General features: G+C 58.4%; 16 protein-coding genes. 10 read left to right on the top strand and 6 right to left on the bottom strand.

Going from position 1 to position 21,624, the window contains the following annotated elements; all coding sequences use genetic code 11:
- Positions 1-356 precede the first annotated feature (356 nt).
- From AB1724_11175 to AB1724_11165, 3 genes are read left to right on the top strand one after another with little or no spacing between them, the layout of a single operon-like run.
- Positions 357-1,664: an aminotransferase class I/II-fold pyridoxal phosphate-dependent enzyme gene (locus AB1724_11175; GenBank protein MEW6078367.1), complete on the top strand. Its 1,308-nt coding sequence runs from the start codon at positions 357-359 to the stop codon at positions 1,662-1,664.
- Positions 1,665-1,717: 53 nt separating this feature from the next.
- A complete protein-coding gene (locus tag AB1724_11170) occupies positions 1,718-3,490 on the top strand; it encodes a transglutaminase-like domain-containing protein (GenBank protein MEW6078366.1) in 1,773 nt (590 codons plus the stop codon).
- 10 nt (positions 3,491-3,500) lie between these two features.
- The gene (locus AB1724_11165; GenBank protein MEW6078365.1) at positions 3,501-4,349 is read left to right on the top strand and encodes a lysophospholipase; all 849 of its coding nucleotides are present in this window, start codon (positions 3,501-3,503) and stop codon (positions 4,347-4,349) included.
- Here AB1724_11165 and AB1724_11160 read toward each other — a convergent pair.
- The 3 genes from AB1724_11160 to eno all read right to left on the bottom strand — a co-directional run bounded on the left by AB1724_11160 (position 4,346) and on the right by eno (position 10,175).
- Positions 4,346-7,069, bottom strand: coding sequence for a cation-transporting P-type ATPase (locus tag AB1724_11160; protein ID MEW6078364.1), 2,724 nt, complete (start codon positions 7,067-7,069; stop codon positions 4,346-4,348). The two genes, AB1724_11165 and AB1724_11160, sit on opposite strands and share 4 nt — an antisense overlap.
- A gap of 133 nt (positions 7,070-7,202) precedes the next feature.
- Positions 7,203-8,849 (bottom strand): CTP synthase, encoded by a 1,647-nt coding sequence (locus AB1724_11155; protein ID MEW6078363.1) that lies wholly within the window; start codon positions 8,847-8,849, stop codon positions 7,203-7,205.
- Between the two features lie 48 nt (positions 8,850-8,897).
- Positions 8,898-10,175, bottom strand: a complete 1,278-nt coding sequence (gene eno / locus AB1724_11150; GenBank protein ID MEW6078362.1) for a phosphopyruvate hydratase — start codon at positions 10,173-10,175, stop codon at positions 8,898-8,900.
- A gap of 96 nt (positions 10,176-10,271) precedes the next feature.
- Here eno and AB1724_11145 point away from each other — a divergent pair, with 96 nt between their 5' ends.
- The 5 genes from AB1724_11145 (at position 10,272) to clpB (ending at position 16,277) form a co-directional block, all read left to right on the top strand.
- Positions 10,272-10,694 carry a hypothetical protein gene (locus tag AB1724_11145; GenBank protein MEW6078361.1) on the top strand — a complete coding sequence of 141 codons (423 nt, stop codon included), beginning with the start codon at positions 10,272-10,274 and terminating at the stop codon, positions 10,692-10,694.
- Between the two features lie 105 nt (positions 10,695-10,799).
- Entirely contained in the window at positions 10,800-11,081 is a 282-nt protein-coding gene (locus AB1724_11140; GenBank protein MEW6078360.1) for an HPr family phosphocarrier protein, read from the top strand.
- 25 nt (positions 11,082-11,106) lie between these two features.
- On the top strand, positions 11,107-12,882 hold the full coding sequence (ptsP, locus tag AB1724_11135; protein MEW6078359.1) for a phosphoenolpyruvate--protein phosphotransferase: 1,776 nt from the start codon (positions 11,107-11,109) through the stop codon (positions 12,880-12,882).
- 59 nt (positions 12,883-12,941) lie between these two features.
- Positions 12,942-13,403 (top strand): SsrA-binding protein SmpB, encoded by a 462-nt coding sequence (smpB, locus tag AB1724_11130; protein ID MEW6078358.1) that lies wholly within the window; start codon positions 12,942-12,944, stop codon positions 13,401-13,403.
- A gap of 291 nt (positions 13,404-13,694) precedes the next feature.
- Positions 13,695-16,277, top strand: coding sequence for an ATP-dependent chaperone ClpB (gene clpB / locus AB1724_11125; GenBank protein ID MEW6078357.1), 2,583 nt, complete (start codon positions 13,695-13,697; stop codon positions 16,275-16,277).
- A gap of 31 nt (positions 16,278-16,308) precedes the next feature.
- Here the strand turns inward: clpB and AB1724_11120 are convergent, their stop codons facing one another.
- Positions 16,309-17,517: a hypothetical protein gene (locus tag AB1724_11120; GenBank protein ID MEW6078356.1), complete on the bottom strand. Its 1,209-nt coding sequence runs from the start codon at positions 17,515-17,517 to the stop codon at positions 16,309-16,311.
- A 307-nt stretch (positions 17,518-17,824) separates the two neighbouring features.
- On the opposite strand from AB1724_11120, the gene AB1724_11115 reads away from it, so the two are divergent.
- Complete coding sequence (locus AB1724_11115) at positions 17,825-19,594, top strand: sigma 54-interacting transcriptional regulator (protein MEW6078355.1); 1,770 nt, start codon at positions 17,825-17,827, stop codon at positions 19,592-19,594.
- A 106-nt stretch (positions 19,595-19,700) separates the two neighbouring features.
- Complete coding sequence (gene sfsA, locus AB1724_11110) at positions 19,701-20,438, top strand: DNA/RNA nuclease SfsA (GenBank protein ID MEW6078354.1); 738 nt, start codon at positions 19,701-19,703, stop codon at positions 20,436-20,438.
- Positions 20,439-20,529: 91 nt separating this feature from the next.
- Here sfsA and AB1724_11105 read toward each other — a convergent pair whose 3' ends face one another.
- Both AB1724_11105 and AB1724_11100 read right to left on the bottom strand, forming a co-directional pair.
- Positions 20,530-20,886, bottom strand: coding sequence for a DVU0772 family protein (locus AB1724_11105; GenBank protein MEW6078353.1), 357 nt, complete (start codon positions 20,884-20,886; stop codon positions 20,530-20,532).
- Positions 20,887-20,984: 98 nt separating this feature from the next.
- Positions 20,985-21,533: a DUF2062 domain-containing protein gene (locus AB1724_11100; protein MEW6078352.1), complete on the bottom strand. Its 549-nt coding sequence runs from the start codon at positions 21,531-21,533 to the stop codon at positions 20,985-20,987.
- Positions 21,534-21,624: the final 91 nt, after the last annotated feature.

The raw sequence follows: 21,624 nt of genomic DNA, 5'->3' as shown, positions 1-21,624 counted from the left end.
GGCCCGTTTCAGGGCCGAATGCGGGCCATGATCCTCCCCGTCGGGAAAAGGGCGCAGAAGCCCTTGCGGTAATCATCTGCGATTGTTCAGGAACGCCGTTGTTCCGTAACACCGGGGAAGAATGAGTTCGATGCTCCAGGCTGCCCCGGTTAGTATCATAATATCCCAAATCGGTGCAAACATTTTCTTGCCGGCTCCGGGAAAAGACGACTTTTTAGAGGTGAGCGCAAAATTTTTCTTTCAAAAATATGCAACAGCCTGTATTTTATCCACCTGCTGAAAAGAATGATCTCGAAATAACAGCCCTTTGACAATCCCTGAAGAAGAAAATCATCATCATTAAAGGAAAGAACCACATGAACCCCATTGCCAAAGAACTGAACGCGACCATTGAAGCCGGCAACCCCCATATACTGGAAATGCTGTCGGGTATCGGCCGGGAACTGTTTTTTCCCAAAGGCATATTGAGCCAGAGCGCCGAGGCCAAGGAGAAAGCCCATACCATCAACGCCACCATCGGCATCGCCAAGGAAGGGAAAGGCATCATGCACCTGTCCTCGGTCATGGGCATGATCGGCGGCCTGGCGCCGGAAGAGTCCATCACCTATGCCCCTTCCTTCGGGATTCCCGGGCTGAGAAAACAGTGGCAAACGGAAATTTTCGCCAAAAACCCGGGCCTCAAAGGCCGGAGCATCAGCCTGCCCGTGGTTACCTGTGGCATTACCCATGCCATCAGTATTTTCGCCGATGTCTGGACCAACCCCGGCGACACGGTGCTGCTGCCGGACATGATGTGGGGCAACTACAACATGATCCTGTCCGTCCGCAAGGGCGTCAAGATCGCGCAATTTAAGCTGTTTGACGAAAAGGGCGGCTTTAACCTGGACGCTTTTGCAACCAGGGCGAAAGAACTGGCCAATAAAGACGGAAAGCTGATCGTGCTGATGAACTTTCCCCATAACCCCACCGGCTATACCGCCCGGGAAAAGGAAGGCGAGGACCTGGCCGCGATCCTGACCGGGATTGCCGAAAGCGGCAGCAACGTCATCGTCGTCTGCGATGACTCCTATTTCGGGCTTTTCTATGAACCGGACGTCATGAAGGAATCCCTGTTTGCCAAACTGTGCAACCGCCATCCCCGGCTGCTGCCGATCAAACTCGACGGCGCCACCAAGGAAATCTATGTCTGGGGGTTGCGGGTGGGATTTATCACCTACGGCTGCGCGGCAGACAGCAACCTGGCCGGGATCTTCGACGCCCTGGAGAAAAAGACGGCCGGCTGTATCCGGGGCAATATTTCCAACGCCTCGCACCTGAGCCAGACCATCACGTTAAAGTCCCTGCAGAGCGACTCCTACCAGAAGGAGAAGAAAGAAAAATACGAGATTCTCAAGGGCAAGGCGGCCCGCGTCAAAGCGGTACTGGCCGACCCGAAATACGCCGCCGCCTGGGATGTCTATCCGTTTAACTCCGGCTATTTCATGTGCATCCGGCTGAAAACCGTCAATGCCGAAAAGCTGCGGGTTCACCTGCTGGACAAGTACGGCGTGGGCCTCATTTCCATCGGGGATCACGACCTGCGCGTGGCCTTCTCCTGCATCGAGGAAAAGGACGTTCAGCTCCTTTTTGACACCGTGTTAAAAGGCGTCCAGGAGCTTGGTTGACGCCGGATTCGGCGGTTACGGATTGAAATAAAGCCCGGCCTGAGGACAGAACCATGAGCAGGAAAACCGGTTTCATCATCTTGTGCCTGATGCTCGCGGCCGTGCCGGCGATGGCGGAGACCTTGCTGCTCAACGGCGGCCAGCAAACGGCCATCCGTTTACATATCGCCCAATCAATCGGCATCCCGGAAACCGCGCAAAAATTGGCGCTGAATTTCATCCAGCCGGTGAATTTCAGCTCGCCGACGTACAACCAGACGGTGGAGAAATTTTACGTCAATTACTCCACCGCGCCGGACAGGGAAGAAAAACGGACCGATGCTCATGGCAACGACATCATTGAAGCCGTCTGGGAAAAACCGCCGCCAAAACTGATCGCGACCATTGATCTTGCCGTCAACACCGGTGTGCGGCTGGAACCGTTGACAACCGCGGCGCCCTTCCCCGTCGGAGAGCCGGCCCCGGACATAGTCCCTTATCTTGCCGCCACCGCCCAGGCGCCGTCCAACAATCCGGAAATTCAGGCCAAAGCGCGGGAACTGACCGCCGGCGCCGCCAGCCAGTTTGACGCGGTTCAGCGAATCCTGTCCTGGGTCGTTGACAACGTGCGCTATGCCCAGCTTCCGGACCAACATGACGCCCTCTCCGCCTTGCGCACCGGCAAAGGCAACTGTCAGAGCTTTTCCCGCTTATCCGCCGCCCTGATGCGGGCCGTCGGCATTCCGGTCAGAATCGTCACCGGCGTGACCCTGAAACAGCCTTATGAGATCCGGCTGGCTTCCGGAGGCACCCTGGTGATGAAGAACGCCCAGGGCCGGTATGCCTGGATAGAGGTCTGGTTTCCGGATTTAAACTGGATGCCCTTTGATCCCCAGGGCACGGAAATGTTTGTCGGCAGCCGGTTTATCCGGATGGCCGTGGGGCTTGACTGCGGCGACGCGGAAAAACACGGCCTGATCCAATGGTCTGAGATAAAGACGCCGCCGGACAAACAGTCACAGGATGAGCCACCGGGCAAACGGTCACAAGAAGGAGTGCCGGGCAAATTATCATACACGGAAGATATCAGTGCCGAATTCGTGTCAGACAGCGTCAAAATATCAGGCCGGGCCGGCGGCTACGGTCCCCGCCAGCGCCTGCTTTGCCCGGAAGTCTCCGCGGAATTCCAGAAAACCCCGCTGGCTGCCGGGGAACCGGAACCGGTTCAACTGACCGCCGAACAAATGCAGCGACTGTCATACGTTAAGCCGTTTTTGACCGGCAATCTTGAGTTCCCGGAGCACCACGATTTTACCGACCCCCGTGAACCGGTCCGGCAGGTCGCCGACGGCGCCATGGAGACAGCCAGAAGTTTCCTGGCGGAAACCGCCGAATATGTCACCGCCCAGGGCAATAAATACGCCCAATCCTTTATCCTGACCGAGCCGGTCAAAGCGAAAAACATCGGTCTGGCCCTGCGCAATTTCAGCGCCGACGGTCAGATCTGGGCGGAGCTTTTCAGCGACAACAACGGCCTGCCGGATCAACGCCTGGCCGTCAGTGACAGCCTGCCGGCCAGCGGAATTGACCGCGGTCCCGGCTACCACTGGGTGGATTTCGTTTTCGGCGGCCAGGACATCGCCCTGTCTCCCGGCCGCTACTGGCTGGCCCTTGGATTTTCCGGCGGACCGATCATCAACTGGTTTTTCACCTACGGCAAACCTTCCGGCCTTATGGACGGTACCCGCCTCCAGACCCTGTTTGACAAGAACTGGGGCCACCGCCTGGCGTTTGAGTTCAACTACCGCATCCAGGGGATGGGGACGGATAAACCGATTGATAAATAAGGAGGGGAAAATGGCACCCTATCAGCCCTTGACCGGCACCTTCACCAACAAAGACGGCCTGGAGATTTTCCACCAGCGCTGGATGGTAGACGATCCGCGCGGGGCCGTGTTGATCGTGCACGGTCTGGGTGAACATTCCGGACGCTACGGCCATCTGCTCGAGACCATGTCCGGCGCGGGGGTCTGCTTCTTCGCCCTGGACCACCAGGGCCACGGGAAATCCGGCGGCAAGCGGGGACATGTCAACGACTTCGCGGATTACGCGGCCGATATCAAGCAGTACATCGATCAGATCGTCAAAAAAGAAGCCCCCGGCCTGCCCCTGATCTGCCTGGGGCACAGCATGGGCGGCCTGATCGCGGCGCTGTTTGCCCTCACCCACCCGCAGGACATCACCGCCCTGATTCTCTCGGCGCCGGCCTTTGTGCCGGCCGTCAAGGTGCCGGCCATTCAGGCGGCCGCCGCCCGGATTATCTCCCGGATCCTGCCCCGCCTGACCCAGAGCAACAAGCTCTGCGCCGATGACCTGTCCCACGACCCGTCAACGGTGACGGCCTATCAGGCCGACCCCCTGGTTCACGACCGCGTTTCCACGGCCTGGTTTGTGTCGTTTCAGGCCACGGCCGCCAAGTGCCTGGAGCGGGCCGGAGAGCTGACCCTGCCCCTGCTGGTCGTTCACGGCACGGCCGACAAAATGGTTTCCGCCGAAGGCAGCCGGATGTTTTTCGACAAGGCCGGCAGCAGCGCCAAAACACTGAAACTGTTCGGCGGGCTCTTCCACGAAACCATGAACGAGCTGCCGAAGGACAGGCAAGTGGTCCTGGACGTCATCTCAACCTGGATTCAGGCAAGGCTTTAACCGGCTCCGCCTCCCGCGCCGCGGCGAATCCCCTTCTCGATTTCCACCACCGTGAAAATCACCAGACCGGTGCCCAGCACCAGACCCCATTCCGTCCATCCCATGGGCGTGCTTTGGAAGACGGTGTTAAACAGCGGCAGGTAGGTATAGAGCATCTGCAACAGCGTCATGGCGGCCACCCCGGCCCAGAGCAGGGGGTTGCTGAACAGGCCCAGGGCCCAGACCGGGCGGGTGATCGAACGGCAGTTGAACAGGTAAAACATCTCCCCGAAGATAAACACATTGACGGCCACGGTCCGGGCCAGGGCTTCGTTATGCCCGGCCAGCCTCAATTCCAGCTGGAACAGACCAAAGGAGCCGACCACCAGCATCAGGCTGACCATGACGATGCGCGTGATCAGGGGAGCCGTGAGAAGCGGCCTGCCGGGTTCCCGGGGCGGCCGCTGCATGAGGCCCGCTTCTTTCGGTTCAAACGCCAGCATCAGCCCCAGCAGCAGGGCCGTGGTCATATTGATCCAGAGGATCTGAAGCGGCAGGATGGGCAGTCGCGTACCCAGCAGGATGGCGGTCAGAATCACCAGTCCTTCCCCGCCGTTGGTGGGCAGGGTCCAGGTGATAAATTTAATGAGGTTGTCGAAAACGCCCCGGCCTTCTTCCACGGCGGCTTCAATGGTGGCGAAGTTGTCGTCGGTCAGCACCATGTCGGCCGCCTCCTTGGACACTTCGGTGCCGGCCAGCCCCATGGCTACGCCGATGTCGGCCTGACGCAGGGCCGGGGCATCGTTGACGCCGTCCCCGGTCATGGCCACCACGTAGTTCCGCTTCTGCAGGGCCTCCACCAGCCGCAGTTTCTGCTCCGGTGAAACCCGGGCGAACACGGCCGTATGGTCCGCTGCTTCCACCAGTTGTTCACCCGCCAGCTCGGCGATATCCCGTCCGGTGAGCACCTCCCGGGTATGCCAGGAGCAGGTTTCACCGCAGAGGCCTATCTGACGGGCAATGGCGGCGGCGGTTCCGGCGTGATCGCCGGTAATCATCTTGACCCGGATGCCGGCCGCCTGGCAGGCGGCCACCGCTTCAATCGCCTCGGGCCGGGGCGGATCGATCATGCCCTGAAGGCCGATAAACTGGGCACCGCTCTCCACGTCGGCATGGGTAATATGCGTCGTGCCGGGGGGCATCTCCTTGCGGGCGAAGGCCAGCACCCGCAATCCCCTGGCGGCCATGGATTCCACCCATTCGGCCACGGTCCCCGGGGCCGGCACCTGCGGTTTTCCGTCCGCGCCCATCATGGCGGCGCATTCCACGCAGATACTCTCAATGGAGCCCTTGACGTAAAGAACCCGGGGCTTTCCCTCTCCCTGGTCGTGCAATGTCGCCATATACTGACGGGCCGACTCAAACGGAATGGCGTCGACGCGCGGCATTTCTTTTTCCAGCGCTTCAGGATCGTACCCGGCCTTCATGGCCGCGGCGATCAGCGCGCCCTCGGTGGGATCGCCTTCCACCTGCCAGCCGGTTTCGGTTTTCTTGAGCCGGGAGTCATTGCACAGCAGCCCGGCCTTGACCAGTTCGACCAGGTCCATGTTGGCGGTCGGCTCAACGGCGTCGTCCCGCGGCATGATGGCGCCCTCCGGCGCGTAACCGGTCCCGGAAATTTCGTACCGCAGGCCGCCGGCCAGGATATCGGTGACGGTCATCTGGTTCTGGGTCAGGGTGCCGGTCTTGTCCGAGCAGATAATCATGGTCGACCCCAGGGTCTCCACCGCGGGAAGCTTGCGGATGATGGCGTGACGCCGGGCCATGCGGGAAACGCCGATGGCCAGGGTAATGGTAATGGCCGCGGGCAGGCCTTCGGGGATGGCGCCCACCGCCAGGGCCACCGAGGCCATGAAAATCTCCACCGGATCCTGCCCCCGGAGAAAACCGACGGCAAAGGTCAGGACCGCCATGGCCAGAATGGCATACAGCAGAATGTTGGAAAACTGGTGAATTTTGCGGGTCAGGGGGGTCTCCAGCACATCGGCCGCGGCAATGAGCTGATTGATGCGGCCGATTTCGGTGCGGTCGCCGGTGGCCACCACCAGGCCCCGGCCGCTGCCGTAGGTGACCAGGGTGGAGGAATAGGCCATATTGCGCCGGTCCCCGACGACTATGTCCGTGGCCAGCACGGTTTCCGCCTTCTGAATCGGCACGCTTTCGCCGGTCAGGGCGCTCTCGTCGATCTGCAGCTCCCGGCTCTGGATCAGGCGCAGGTCCGTCGGCACCTTGTCCCCGGACTGGAGCAGGACCAGGTCGCCGGGCACCAGCTGCCGGGCAGGCAACCGCTGTTTGCGGCCGTCCCGTACCACCGTGGCCTCGCTGGTCATGGCCCGGGACAGGGCCTCGATGGCCCGGATGGCTTTTGACTCCTGCACGAATCCGATGATGGCATTGACCAGCACCACGGCGAAAATGACCCCGGCGTCGATATATTCGGCCAGCATCAGGGTGACCAGAGACGCGGCCAGCAGAATGATCACCAGGGGCTGTTTGAATTGAAGCAGAAACCGGACCAGCGGGCTCTGGCCCGAGGACCGGGTCAGTTCGTTGGCGCCGAAGCGTTCCGCCCGGGCCAGGGCTTCCGTCTCGGAAAGGCCCTTGTCTTCATGGGATTCAAAAGCGGTGACGGTTTCCCGGACCGTCAAACCGTGCCACGCGTTTTCGGGGAGGTTCTTCATATCAATCTCCGTTTTCCAATTCGGCTGCCGCGGACGCGTCGACAGGGGCTCGTCAGCAGAACACGGCCTGTTCCGACGGACGGCTTCCGTCAGCCTGCGGGATCAAATTACGACAAGATGCAAATCGGGTTGATTACGACTTCCCGCCGGCGTATTCCAGAGATGCCTTAATAAAACCCCGGAACAGGGGATGGGGGTTTTCCGGCCGGGACTTGAATTCCGGATGAAACTGGCAGCCCAAAAACCAGGGATGGTCCTTGACTTCCACGATCTCCACCAGCTCGCCGTTGGGGGAGGTGCCGCTGATGATCAGGCCGGCCTTTTCCAGGGGCGCCCGGTATTCATTGTTGAATTCATAGCGGTGGCGGTGGCGTTCGGAAATAGTGCCGGCGCCATAAGCGGCATGGGCGAACGTGTTTCCGGCCACGCTGCAGGAGTAAGCGCCCAGGCGCATGGTGCCGCCTTTATCCGAAGAGAGGTCCCGTTTCTGGGTAGTGCCCGTCTGCTCATCAAACCATTCCCGCATCAGATAGATAACGGGGTAGGCCGTGTCCCGGTCGAACTCGGAACTGTGCGCGCCTTTCAGCCCGGCCACGTTCCTGGCAAACTCCACTACCGCCACCTGCATGCCCAGGCAGATGCCGAAAAAAGGCACTTTGTTTTCCCGGGCATACTGGCAGGCCAGAATTTTTCCTTCCACCCCCCGGGAGCCGAATCCGCCCGGCACCAGAATGCCGTCGACGCCGGCCAGCTTGTCGGCGCGGTTTTCCGGGGTAATGGTTTCCGAATCGATGAACATCAGGTGGACCTTGGCGTTGTTGGCAAACCCGCCGTGATACAAGGCTTCATTCAGACTTTTATAAGATTCGGTCAGGTTGGTGTATTTGCCGACCACGCCGATGCGAACGTGATGTTTGGGGTTCCTTATTTTTTCGGACAACCCCATCCAGAAATCGAGTTTCGGCGCCCGGGTCCAGATGTGGAGCATTTCCACGATCTTGTCATCCAGTCCCTCCTGGTGAAAAATCAGGGGCACCTCATAAATATTATCCACGTCAATGGCCGTAATGACCGCGTCTTTGCTGACATCGCAGAACAGGGCGATTTTCTTCTTGATGGAATCTTCCAGAAAGACGCCGGTCCGGCAGAGCAGAATGTCCGGCTGAATGCCGATGCTCCGCAGTTCCTTGACGCTGTGCTGGGTCGGCTTGGTTTTGACTTCCCTGGCGGTGGCGATGTGGGGCACCAGGGTGAGGTGAATGTAAATCACGTTTTCTTTGCCCACGTCCGCCCGCATCTGGCGGATGGCCTCCAGAAACGGCAGGCTTTCGATATCGCCGATGGTGCCGCCGATTTCCGTGATGACGATATCGGCCGTATTTTCCAGGGAGCGGATGCTCTGCTTGATCTCATCGGTGATGTGAGGGATCACCTGGACCGTGCCGCCCAGGTAATCCCCCCGGCGTTCCTTGGAAATCACCGAATCATAAATCCGGCCGGTGGTGAAGTTGTTGGCCTTGCCCAGATGGGCGTGGGTGAAGCGCTCATAATGCCCCAGGTCCAGGTCGGTTTCCGCGCCGTCGTCGGTGACAAACACTTCCCCGTGCTGGAAGGGGTTCATGGTGCCGGGGTCCACGTTGATATACGGATCCAGTTTCTGAAGCGTAACCGACAGCCCCCGGCTTTCCAGAAGGGCGCCGATGGCGGCAGACGCCAGCCCCTTGCCCAGAGAAGACACCACGCCGCCGGTTACAAAGATGAACTTTGAGGATGCGCCCATTCCCCTCCCCCTGTGTGCTGAAGTTGTTGATGCGTCGACTATCCGGGATTAAAATTCGCAGGCCAGCCGGCCGGCTACCCCCAGCTCTTCTTCAATCCGCAGCAGTTGATTGTACTTGGCGATCCGATCCGACCGGGAAAGGGAGCCGGTCTTGATCTGGCCGCCGTTGACGCCCACCACCAGATCGGCGATAAAGGCGTCCTCGGTCTCGCCGGACCGGTGGGAAATCACGGTGCTGTAACCCGCCTGCCGGGCCAGGTCAATGGTATCCAGGGTTTCGGTCACGGTGCCGATCTGGTTTAATTTCACCAGAATGGCATTGGCCAGGCCCTCATTGATCCCCTTGGCGAAGATCTCCGGATTGGTGACAAAGACATCGTCCCCGACGATCTGGATCAGGTTGCCCAGGCGTTCGGTCATCAGGGGCCAGTTGTTCCAGTCCTGCTCGGCCAGACCGTCCTCGATGGAGACGATGGGATACTTATCGATCCACTTTTCATAGTATTCGATCATCTCTTCGGAACTCAGTTCCCGGCCTTCGGCCTTGAGGACGTATTTGCCCTTTTTCCCCTTTCCCTTGAAAAACTCGCTGGCCGCGGCATCCAGTCCCAGGCAGATATCCTCACCCGGTTCATAACCGGCGGCGGAAATCGCCTCCACGATCAGTTTCAGGGCGGCCTCATTGCTTTCCAGGTTGGGCGCGAAACCGCCTTCATCACCGACGGCGGTGCTGAATCCCTTGGCCTTTAATATTTTCTTCAGGTTATGAAACACCTCGGCGCCCATGCGCAGGCAATCGGCAAAGCAGTCGGCGCCGACCGGGATGATCATGAACTCCTGGATGTCCAGGCCGCTGGAAGCGTGGGCGCCGCCGTTGACGATATTCATCATCGGCATGGGCAGCTGCCGGGCATAAATCCCCCCCAGATATTTGTAAAGCGGCAGGGAATACGCATCGGCCGCGGCCCGGGCCGTGGCCATGGAAACGCCCAGAATGGCGTTGGCGCCAAGCTTGGACTTGTTGGCCGTGCCGTCCAGTTCGATCATGGTGCTGTCGATCAGCGCCTGATCGTCGGCCGGCAGACCGGTCAGCCGGGGCGCGATGAGGGTGTTGACGTTGTTCACGGCTTTGATGACGCCTTTGCCCAGGTAGCGGCGGGCATCTCCGTCCCGGAGCTCCAGCGCTTCCCGGGTTCCCGTGGAGGCCCCGGAAGGGACCGCTGCCCGGCCGATGGCGCCGCAGGCCAGGGCCACCTCCACCTCCACCGTGGGATTGCCCCTGGAATCCAGTATTTCCCTTGCATTAATATCTGTAATTTCAATCATTTTTCATCCTCCCGGAAAGGTTGTTGACGGTTGGCCCTGCCTTGACAAATTCAGGCAGGATGCTACTATCTATTCAGGTTCATGTCAAGGAGACTGATGAACAACCTTTCACCTTATCATAGCGCCCATCTGGTGGTGGCGGCCATACGGATCCTGGAGCACCGCGATGGTCACCCGCCGTCCGTGGAGGCCATAGGAGAGATTCTGGCCGTTTCCGTCGAACAGGTTCACCGGCTCTGCCGCAAGCTGGAGCAGCAGGGAATCGTGGAAATGGCCAGCGGTGCTTACGGGGTCCGTGTTTTTATCCGGGATCACACGGCCATCGAGCATTTGCCGGATGACGCGCCCAGGAGTGGCATGGGCGACGAGCTGGCCCGGTTCAAACAGGAACAGCAGAGCCGGAACAAGACCATCGAGGATTTAAAACAGAAGGAAGAGACCAGGAAAAAGGAGCTGTTCAAGCAGATTGAACAGCAGTTCAAGAAGAAACCACCATCTGATCATAATAATACCGAATAAAATTAGTTTTTTATAAAACCACCGGTTTTCTCTTTTCTTTTTGTGCGTTTTCGTTCATATTAGTTTGATTTCGGGCATATAGTACATAGATTGGATGAAAAAATCATGCATACCTCTTCCGGGAGGCACGGCATAGACACCGTTGTCGTCAACGAACTCGGACTGCATGCCCGGGCCGCCGCCAAGGTGGCTAAAGCCGCCGCCGGGGCCAGGGGCCCCGTCTGGTTGGTCAGAAACGGAACAAGAGTGGACGCCAGCAGCGTTATTGACATCCTGACCCTGGCCTGTGCCAAGGGGGCGGAAATCCGTTTTGAAGCGGATAACCCGGCGGATGCGTTGCTTCTGGAAAAGCTGGTAGATCTGGTTGCGAGGGGTTTTGACGAATAAGAAAAAACAGGAAGAGACGGGAATAATGTCAGGGAGTGACAAACAGATCGCCCTCGTCGGCGTGAGCGGTTCCCCGGGAATCTGTATCGGAAAGGCCTACCTGGTGGACACCGACAGCCCCGGTGTGGAAGTGGTGGAAAAGTATTTTATCGATTCGGACAATATCACCGCCGAAGTGAACCGGTTCAGGGCCGCCGTCAAAAGCGCCAAGGAAGAGCTCACTCAGATCATCCGCGACATCCCGGGAGACCTGCGGGATCACATCCACATTCTGGAGGCCCACAAGGTTCTGTTCAAGGACAAGATGCTCTATGGAAAGGCCATCGAGACCATTGAAAAAGAGCAGGTCAACGCGGAATGGGCCCTGAAAAAGGTGGTGTCCAATATCAAGGCCATGTTCCGGGAAATCGCCGACCCCTATATTAAAGGAAGAGCCGCCGATATCGTTCATGTGTCCGACCGGATCATGCAGCATCTGGTGGGAACCCCCAACGTCAAAATCAGCAAGATCAATAAACGGGTCATTCTGGTCGCCCATGACCTCTCCCCGGCCGATACCAGCCAGATCCAGCTCAACCGGATCAAGGGTTTTATCACCGACAAGGGCGGCCGCACCTCCCACACCGCCATTATCGCCAAGACGCTTGAAATCCCATCTGTTTTAGGTCTGGAGCGGGCCACCTGGGTCATCCGGAACGATGATATCATCATCGTTGACGGCGACAACGGCATGGTCATCATCAACCCCACCGAAGAGACCCTGATTGATTATCAGAACCGGCAGGAAGCCTATTACGCCTATAAAACCGACATCATCAAGGGCGCCCTGCTGCCATCGACAACCGCCGACGGCGTTACCTTAAGGATACTGGGCAACATCGAACTGCCCGACGACATCGATCAGGTCAAGCGCTACGGCGGCGACGGCATCGGCCTTTTCCGGACGGAGTTTCTCTACTTGAGCCGCAACTCCTTCCCCTCGGAAGAGGAATTGTTCGAGCAGTATAAAGAAATCGCCCAGAGAATGGCGCCCCTGCCGGTGACCATCCGCACCCTGGACATCAACGGCGACAAGGCCATCGCCTATAACCAGACGGAAGACGAGGCCAACCCGGCCCTGGGTCTTCGGGCCATCCGCTTCTGTCTCAAGCGGCCGGATATTTTCAGAACCCAGTTAAGGGCCATTTTGAGAGCGGCCGTCTTTGGCAACGTCAAAATCATGTTTCCCATGATCTCCAGCGTCGATGAAACCACCGAAGCCATCAGCCACCTGGATCAGGCGGCGGCGTCCCTGAAAAAAGACAAACTGGAATATAACCGGGATATCGATGTGGGCATCATGATCGAGGTCCCCTCGGCCGTAATCATCGCCGATCTGCTGGCGGACATGGTCGATTTTTTCAGCATCGGCACCAATGACCTGGTTCAGTATTCCCTGGCCATCGACCGGGGCAACCGCAAGGTGGCCCATCTCTTTCAGACCCTGCACCCGGCCATTATCCGCATGATCCGGCAGATCGTGAAAATCGCCCGGGAGAAAGAGGTGGAACTGGTCATGTGCGGGGAAATGGCCGGCGCGCCGATCAACCTGCCGATCCTGCTGGGACTGGGCATGAGGGATTTGAGCATGAATCCGCCGTCGATCCCCATTGTCAAGAACACCCTGCGCGCCCTGGATGTGAAAACGTCGGAAAAATTCATTGTCGATGTCCTCAAGCAGACCTCGTCATCGGACATCAGCGACCTGATCCAGAAGAAATTCGGCGACATATTTCTGAACATGCCGGGAACCGGTCACTAACCCCCTTTAACGGAAATGACTTTGTTTCCGCAGTCAAACATCAGGCCGGGAGCGCCTCCTTGAACGATCAGCACATCAAGATCATCACCGTCAACAAACAGGCCCAGCACGAATACTTCATCGAAGACACCATGGAAGCCGGGCTGGTACTGAAAGGTACCGAGGTCAAGTCCCTGCGGCAGGGCCGGGCCAACCTCAAGGACGCTTATGCCCGGATCAAAAACGGCGAGGTGTATCTGCATCAGATGAACATCAGCGCCTATACGTTTGCCTATTACGACAACCACGAGCCGGAGAGACCCCGCAAGCTGCTGCTCCACAAACAGGAAATCAAACGGCTGTTCGGTAAAATCAATGAAAAGGGATTCTCCCTCATCCCCCTGAAAGTCTATTTCAAGTCCGGCAAGGCCAAAGTGCTGCTGGGCCTGGCCCGGGGAAAAAAGAAATACGACAAGAGGGAAGAGATCAAGAACCGGGACGCCAAGCGGGACCTGGACCGGGAAATCCGCCGGCGACGATAGCCGGTGGCAATCCGCCGGCGACGATAGCCGGTGGCAATCCGCCGGCGACGATAGCCGGTGGCAATCCGCCGGCGACGATAGCCGGTGGCAATCCGCCGGCGACGCTGATTCAATTACACAAATCCTGTCCGCCACAACCATGGTGCCGAACAATCAATAAACCGTTGCTTGTCGCCTTGTTTTTCGCTGTCATCCCCATTGAACCTCCTGTTTTCATGATTATAATTTAAGTCATGCCAGCGCCGTCGGGGAGATCGGCACTGAAACCATATAAAATTACAGGAGAAAACCATGCGCATCGACAAACTGACCATCAAGTCTCAGGAACTGCTGCAGGCGGCCCAGGGCCTGGCGTCCGAACGCGGCCACCAGCAGATCGAGCCGGAGCACCTGCTTTACGCCATGCTGGATGACGCCGGGGGAATGATCGGCGCCATGCTGGAAAAAACAGGTGTGTCCGCGGATGCCGTCCGGCGGGACGTGGTCGCGGCCTTAAACGAAATTCCCAGGGTCAGCGGCGGATCAACGGAAGTCTATATTTCCAGAAGGACCAAGGCCGTCATGGATACGGCCTTTGCCCAGAGCGCCGGCATGAAGGATCAGTACGTCAGCGTGGATCATATTTTTCTGGCCATTATCGAAGAAAAAGGCGGCAAGTCAGCCGCTGTTTTGAAAAAATTCGGTATTAATAAGGAAACAGCCCTGAAGGTCCTGATGGAGTTCCGGGGCAGCCAGCAGGTCACCGACCAGAACCCGGAGGAAAAATACCGGGCCCTGGAAAAATACAGCCGCGACCTGACCGGGCTGGCCCGCCTGGGCAAACTCGACCCGGTCATCGGCCGGGACGAGGAGGTCCGCCGGGTGGTCCAGGTGCTTTCCCGCCGGACCAAGAACAACCCCGTCCTTATCGGCGAACCGGGCGTGGGTAAGACGGCCATTGTCGAAGGGCTGGCCCAGCGCATCGTGGCCGGGGATGTTTCCGAAGGGCTGAAAAACAAGAAACTGGTGGCCCTGGACATGGCCGCCCTCATCGCCGGCGCCAAATACCGGGGCGAATTCGAAGACCGGCTCAAGGCCGTTTTAAAGGAAGTGGAGCGCGCCGAGGGCGAGGTCATTCTCTTTATCGACGAATTGCACACCCTGGTGGGCGCCGGCGCCAGCGAAGGCTCCATGGACGCCTCCAACATGCTCAAACCGGCCCTGGCCCGGGGCGCTCTGCGCTGCATCGGCGCCACCACTTTAAATGAATACCGCAAATACATTGAAAAGGACGCGGCCCTGGAACGGCGCTTTCAGCCGGTCTTTACCAGCGAACCGTCCGTGGCCGACACCATCTCCATCCTGCGCGGTCTAAAAGAAAAATACGAAGTGCATCACGGCGTCAAGATCCGGGACGCGGCCCTGATCGCCGCCGCCACCCTGTCAAACCGCTATATCACCGACCGCTTTCTGCCGGACAAGGCCATCGATTTGATGGATGAATGCGCCTCCAAGATGCGCATTGAAATCGACAGCATGCCGGCGGAGATCGACGAGATCCAGCGCAAGATCACCCAGTCCGAAATCGAACGCGAGGCCCTGAAGAAAGAGACCGACAAGGAATCCGAAGAACGCCTGAAGGCCCTGGAAAAGGAGATCGCCGAATTAAAAGAAGAGATCGGCGGCATGAAGGCCCACTGGGAGCGGGAAAAAGACCTGATCCAGACCATGCGCGCCATCAAAAAGGAAATGGACGAGCTGGGCATCCTCCAGCAGCAGGCCGAACGCCGGGGCGATTACGCCAAGGTGGCGGAGCTGCGCTACGGCCGTACCAACGAGCTCAACAAAAAAATGGAAGCCACCGAAGCCGAGCTGGCCCAGGTGCAGAAAGATCAGAAGATGCTCAAGGAGGAGGTGGATGCCGAGGACATCGCTGAGGTGGTCTCCCGCTGGACCGGGATACCGGTCAGCAAGATGATGGAGGGCGAGCGGGAAAAACTGGTCAAAATGGAAGAGCGGCTGGCCCGGCGCGTGGTCGGCCAGGAAGAGGCGGTGGCCGCCGTGTCCGACGCGGTCCGACGTTCCCGCTCCGGCCTCCAGGATCCCAACCGGCCGGTGGGCTCGTTCATCTTCCTCGGCCCCACCGGCGTGGGCAAGACCGAGCTGGCCAAGGCCCTGGCCGAATTCCTGTTCGACAGCGAGCAGATCATCCGCATCGACATGTCCGAATACATGGAGAAACACGCCGTGGCCCGCATGATCGGCGCGCCTCCGGGGTATGTCGGCTACGACGAGGGCGGACATCTGACCGAAAGCGTCCGCCGCCGGCCTTATTCGGTGGTGCTGTTCGATGAAATTGAAAAAGCCCATCCGGACGTCTTCAACATCCTGCTTCAGATGCTGGACGACGGCCGTATGACCGACGGCCACGGCCGGACCGTGGACTTTAAGAACACCATCATCATCATGACCAGCAATATCGGCAGCCAGATGATCCAGGAACTGACCGGCACGGAACCGGACAAGATCAAGGACCGCCTGTCCGATATTCTGCGCCAGCATTTCCGGCCGGAATTTTTAAACCGGATCGATGAGACCATCATCTTTCACAACCTGGACCGGAACCAGATCGCCCGCATCGTGGATATCCAGGTGGAACGGCTCACTCGCCGCACCGCCGACCGGGGTATCAAGCTGGAGTTGACCGAGGAGGCCCGGCAGTTTCTGGCCGACCAGGGCTATGACCCGGTTTACGGCGCCCGGCCCTTGAAACGGGCCATTCAGAAACACCTTGAAAATCCGCTGGCCCTGGAAATCCTGAAAGGGAACATCCCGGAAAACAGCACTGTCCGGGCCGAGGCGTCCGGGGGTGGAATCGTCTTTACGGTAGCGTAGGGGAAACCGAAGAAAGCGGCCTGGCCGGCCCTTACCCCGAAAAATGTTCCTTGAGAAAGGCGCCGGCCAGCCGCTGAACGCAGAGGTTTTCCGGCGCGTGGAAAGGGCTCTGCCGGGGATCCATCTTGAGAATGGCCTGCAGCAGGGCGGCCGCCTCCTCTTTTCTGCCCATATGAAACAGAACCTCGGCCTTGGCGAAATGGGTATAAAAATAGGTGGGAAAGGCGATGGTCGCCAGTTCCAGGCCCATGGCCACCGTTTCAATGGTATAGCCCGCCAGGCCGAGCCCTTTTTCCGCCAGCCAGCCCCCTTTTTCAATAATCGTGGCGGTGGAAATCAGTGGGCCGGAGTAAAAATAGGTGGCGTTTTCATTGGCGGTCAGCACCAGGTGGTCCATGATGGAATTCATGTAACTGGCCTTGACGACGATATTGGCGTCCTGGATGGAGCGGGCCAGGTTGAGCTGCCGCCAGTAATTGGCCGGCACATAGTGCTGATCAAGGGAAAGGGCTTTGAGCCCGTAAACATTGCCCTCGCGGAAAAAGGGCAGGGCGGTTTCGTTTTCTCCGAAGGACAGGTAGTAATATCCCAGGTAATAGCTGCCCCGGGACACCCAGGTCTGGGCAACCAGATGGTCCGGATGCGCTTCCGCGATTCTTTTGAACATCGAAACCGCTGTTTTTCCTTTTTCAATATCCTCCCGCTGATCCCAGACGGCCAGGGCTTCCGTAAATTCCGGGATGTCGTCCGGCACGGGAAGGGCCCGGCCCACGGGGACCGGCAGCTTACTGGCCCATAAGGCCCCGTAGGTTTTTTTGATATAATCCAGATCCGCGTATGAGGAAACCGAGGTGATCAGCAGTTTCATAGCCGTCATGTTGTCGCCGTCAAGAGACACGGCCCTGGACGCATACGTTTCCGATTTTTTCCAGTTTTCAACCCGGCCGTCTTTTTGAAATCGGCCTTTGAGGTAATAGCTTTGCGAAAGCCACAGGCAAACCGCCATGGGGTTGGCGCCGGTTTTCTCCAGTTCGTGGATAAGACCGATGATCCGATCGATATTTTTCCCGTCCCAGTGATCGTCCCAGAGGGCCTTTACTTCCTGCCAGCGGGAATCATCGGACGGCAGGGGCAGATCCAGATCCCAGACACCCGGGGAATAAGCGTGGGCCGTCCCCCCCCCCAGCAGAAACAGGACCCACAGCCATGTGCTGATTCTGTAAAAACAAAGGCGAAGCATGATATCTCCTCGTAACGATAACGGTCAGACGGATTGAACGCATGGCCATCTATGACAACATTCATGGCGGGTGTCAAGGGCGGATGCTGCCCTGCCTGGTGGCCCGGAAAACATTGACACACAAGACCGGTTTTGCTATTTGAAAAGAATAATAAAAGCAAATGTTATCTTTAATCGGAAGTCAAGGTGTACCATGAAAAAGATTGTTGTCTGCCTGATGATTCTGGTCTTGATCTCCGGTGATCCTAGCCGCGTTCCTTCGGACTCTTTATAGCGCGGAAACTTTAAAAAACAGGCATATGTGACCATGGATAACGGCGCCATTCTTTTTATCTGCCGGCGCAACTCCGCCCGGAGCCAGATGGCGGAAGGATTCGCCAAGCAACTGGCACCGAAGGGACTGACCATATTCAGCGCCGGTCTGGCGCCGGCCGAAAAAATTCATCCGCTGGCCGTGGCCGTGATGGCCGAGTTCGGCATCGATATCTCAAGTCAGCGTCCCAAGCGGATCCAGGACCTGCCCCCCCTGCGGTTTGACCTGGCCGTAACCCTCTGTTCATCCGTCGCGTCGGAACTTGCCAGTCTGGCCATCGCCGGGTCTCCGGCCAATGTCCACTGGAATCTCGATGATCCGGCGGTTAACGGTGAAAACGGGCCGGAAGCAATGGCATCCTTCCGCAACTCCGCGCCGCAGATCCGTGATCTGGTGTCCGGCCTGTTTGACCGGGGTTACTTTGAGGCTTTTGCCCTGCAGAAGCAGAATATGGACCGGATTATCGACAACCTGGCCGAAGGGGTCATTGCCCACGATCTGAACCGGACCATCTTCTTCTTCAGCCGCGGCGCCGAACGCCTGACCGGCCTGTCGGCCACCGAGGTCATCGGCAAGGACTGCCACGAGATTTTCAACCCCCGGTTGTGCGGCGACAAGTGTTCTTTCTGCGATCCGGGCGACATTCCGGAATTCAGGAAAAAGTGCTACACCACCGTGTTGCCCGAGGCCCGGGGGGAGAGAAAGGAACTGGACGTGACGGTGGTGCCCATGACGGGGGCGGACGGCAAGATGCGCGGGGTGGTGGCTTCCCTGATCGACAAGACAGCCTGGAAACGGGGCAGCTACGACCGGGAAGACGGGCTCCAGAGCTTTGCCGGTATCATCGGCCAGACCCCGGCCATGAAGCAGGTCTTTCAACAGATCCGTGATCTGGCCGCCTATGACGCGCCGGTTCATATTTCCGGCGAAACCGGTACCGGCAAGGAGCTGGTGGCCAGGGCCATTCACAGCGAAAGTACCCGCCGGGACAACCTCTTTGTTCCCATCAACTGCGGCGCTCTGCCGGAAGGCCTGGTGGAGAGCGAACTGTTCGGCCACATCAAGGGATCGTTTTCAGGGGCCGTGCGCGACAAAAAGGGCCGCTTTGAACTGGCCGACAGGGGCACCCTGTTTCTGGACGAAATCGCCGAACTGCCCAAGACTGCCCAGGTCAAGCTGCTGCGCTTCCTGCAGGAAGGCATCCTGGAAAAAGTGGGCAGCGAAAAAATTCTGACCGCCAACGTGCGGATCGTCAGCGCCTCCAACAAAGATCTGAAAAAAGAGGTGGAGAAAGGCACCTTCCGGGATGACCTCTATTACCGCATCAACGTCATTCCCATCGTGCTGCCGCCCCTGCGCGAGCGGAAAAACGACATTCCCCTGCTGGTGCGCCATTTCCTGAATGCCGAACATAATCGTCACAACGGCAAGCGGCCGGAGATTTCCGACGAGGCCCTGGCCGCGATCATGGATTATTCCTGGCCGGGAAATGTCCGGGAGCTGGAAAACACCATTCAGTTCGCCGTTATCAAATGCCGCAACAACATTATCAAGCCCGCCGATCTGCCCATGGAACTGGTCCGGTCCGGCGAACGTTCCGGCCAGCGCGGTCCTGTCCCGAAGCTTGACGGCCGATCGGTGAAAGAAGCCCTGGAGAAGGCCGGGGGGAACAAGTCCAAGGCCGCCCGGCTGCTGGGCGTGGGCCGGGCGACGCTGTACCGGTTTCTGGAAATCCATCCGGAGCTGGACATCGCCGATCAATAGGTTCAAGGGGCCAGGTGAGCCGCTTTCCCATGTCATTTCGAGCATAGCGAGAAATCCCCCGAAGGATAACCTTAAACGAAGAAGGGCTAAAAAGGGTGCCCCCGTTTTGAACACAAAGAATTCGCGTTCACCCGACCCGTCTGGAGGATTGTCCTGGGCGAAGCTTACCGCCGGCACATTGATCAAACGTTATAAGCGGTTCCTGGCGGATGTGCGGCTGAAAAACAACCGGGTGGTCACCGCCCACTGCCCCAACTCCGGCGCCATGCTGACTTGTTCTGAACCGGGACGACCGGTTTATCTTTCCCGCCATGATGACCCCGGCCGGAAGCTGAAGTTCACCTGGGAAATGATCGACATGCCGGATTCGCTGGTGGGCGTGAATACCCAGGTTCCAAACCGGCTGGTGAAGCGGGCCGTCGAAGCCGGCGTCGTCGGACCGCTGGCCGGCTATGATACCGTGACGCCGGAGGTCAGGGTCGGAGAGCGGTCCCGGCTGGATCTGCTGCTGACCGCCACGAACCGCCCCCCCTGTTATGTGGAAGTCAAAAACTGCACCCTCGTGATTGAAGGGACGGCCTGTTTTCCGGATGCCGTGACCGACCGGGGGAGAAAGCATTTAGACGAGTTAATGGCGCTGGTCGCAGCGCAAAACCGCTGTGTCATGTTCTTTCTGATCCAGCGGATGGATGCGGTTTCCTTCCGGCCGGCGGATCATATTGATCCGGCGTACGGAAAGGCCCTGAGAAAAGCGGTCCAAAAAGGGGTGGAGGTTATGGCCTGGGACGTGGCCATGGATCTGAAGGGTATTGCCCTGAACCGGCCCCTGGTCTGCCGGCTTTAAGTGGCGGTTCGCTTGACCTCTTTGTCCCTTGAACCCTGACAAAACAATCCGGCCTTTGTGTGTCGCAACGAATCGGGGATGCCCCTGTTTTTTATTGACCGAGCTCCTTTTCCAGCCACTCCCGGACCGGTCCGCTAATGGCGTAAACCCCTTTCTGACGGCCGACGGACTCGAGAAAGGGCTCTCTGACCCCTTCCGGCAACGGAAACGCCGCCAGTTCCTCGGCGGTTTCCGAGCTCCGTTTCACCAGAAACACCCGCGGCTCTTCCTTCCAGGTATTGACGACAAAATAAAACGAGACGTCATTTTTGGACCGGATCACATAATTTCCACCGGACCAGTTGTTGCCCCATTCCAGATAAAGCCGGACGGCTTCCTCGGGGGTCATGTCCCAGTCTATTTCATTGATAAGAGACTTCTCTTTCTTGAGCTGATCCAGTGTCATCATGGCGATTCTCCCTGGGTCCGGAAGAACTGTTCGCGCGCGCGCCGCCTTGTCGCGGCGGCAGCCCGTCAGGTCAGTTCCTCCCGGTTGTAAAAGACGTATCAAATAATCCGGTCATCATCATGACGAATGACCCTGTTTCTGAACCAGCGGGCCACCAGCCCGAGGGCGCGGACGATTATATTTCCCGCCACGGCGGCGGTAATCGCGAAAATCAGCGAGCCGGCCCAGAGATAAAGAGAGTTTTCCATAAAGTTTCCCATCCTTGTTTCAACGCCGAACATATTCAGCAGAAACCGTGTCAGGAGGGGGGAATCTCCCAGCAGAAATTGGCCGAGCTTGTGGGCGGCCAGAAAGACCGGCACCGCCGTAACGGGATTGGTCAACCAGCAGGCGGCCAGGGCGATGGGCAGATTGACGCGCAAGGCGATAACGACGATGGCGCTCAGCAGCATCTGGAACGGAATGGTCGGGGTAAAAGCGATAAACAACCCGGCCGACAGCCCGTTGGCCAGAGAGTTGACGTCAAACCCCCAGATATGGGGATGAAAAAGACGTTCACCGAGCAGGCGGTGCGCCAGGGAGCCCTTCAGCGTATGCCGCATGCGTTCGAGCTTGCGACGCCACCTTTTAAGCCACTGCCACAGCATTTGTTCTTCCTTCAAAAACAGGGAAAATCAATGTAGCACAACGCCGCCGCCAGGAAAAGGGCAACGCGACATAAACCGGAGTCGACATGAC

Source organism: Thermodesulfobacteriota bacterium, assembly GCA_040753795.1.
Classification (GTDB): domain Bacteria; phylum Desulfobacterota; class Desulfobacteria; order Desulfobacterales; family Desulfosudaceae; genus JBFMDX01.
This window is presented reverse-complemented; position numbering and strand designations above follow the sequence as displayed.

What these genes read in the sequence shown, in the direction of transcription:
- AB1724_11175 (MEW6078367.1), top strand. Translation starts at nt 357, where the DNA reads ATGAACCCCATTGCCAAAGAACTGAACGCGACCATTGAAGCCGGCAAC.
- AB1724_11170 (MEW6078366.1), top strand. Translation starts at nt 1,718, where the DNA reads ATGAGCAGGAAAACCGGTTTCATCATCTTGTGCCTGATGCTCGCGGCC.
- AB1724_11165 (MEW6078365.1), top strand. Translation starts at nt 3,501, where the DNA reads ATGGCACCCTATCAGCCCTTGACCGGCACCTTCACCAACAAAGACGGC.
- AB1724_11160 (MEW6078364.1), bottom strand. Translation starts at nt 7,069, where the DNA reads ATGAAGAACCTCCCCGAAAACGCGTGGCACGGTTTGACGGTCCGGGAA.
- AB1724_11155 (MEW6078363.1), bottom strand. Translation starts at nt 8,849, where the DNA reads ATGGGCGCATCCTCAAAGTTCATCTTTGTAACCGGCGGCGTGGTGTCT.
- eno (MEW6078362.1), bottom strand. Translation starts at nt 10,175, where the DNA reads ATGATTGAAATTACAGATATTAATGCAAGGGAAATACTGGATTCCAGG.
- AB1724_11145 (MEW6078361.1), top strand. Translation starts at nt 10,272, where the DNA reads ATGAACAACCTTTCACCTTATCATAGCGCCCATCTGGTGGTGGCGGCC.
- AB1724_11140 (MEW6078360.1), top strand. Translation starts at nt 10,800, where the DNA reads ATGCATACCTCTTCCGGGAGGCACGGCATAGACACCGTTGTCGTCAAC.
- ptsP (MEW6078359.1), top strand. Translation starts at nt 11,107, where the DNA reads ATGTCAGGGAGTGACAAACAGATCGCCCTCGTCGGCGTGAGCGGTTCC.
- clpB (MEW6078357.1), top strand. Translation starts at nt 13,695, where the DNA reads ATGCGCATCGACAAACTGACCATCAAGTCTCAGGAACTGCTGCAGGCG.
- AB1724_11120 (MEW6078356.1), bottom strand. Translation starts at nt 17,517, where the DNA reads ATGCTTCGCCTTTGTTTTTACAGAATCAGCACATGGCTGTGGGTCCTG.
- AB1724_11115 (MEW6078355.1), top strand. Translation starts at nt 17,825, where the DNA reads ATGGATAACGGCGCCATTCTTTTTATCTGCCGGCGCAACTCCGCCCGG.
- AB1724_11105 (MEW6078353.1), bottom strand. Translation starts at nt 20,886, where the DNA reads ATGATGACACTGGATCAGCTCAAGAAAGAGAAGTCTCTTATCAATGAA.
- AB1724_11100 (MEW6078352.1), bottom strand. Translation starts at nt 21,533, where the DNA reads ATGCTGTGGCAGTGGCTTAAAAGGTGGCGTCGCAAGCTCGAACGCATG.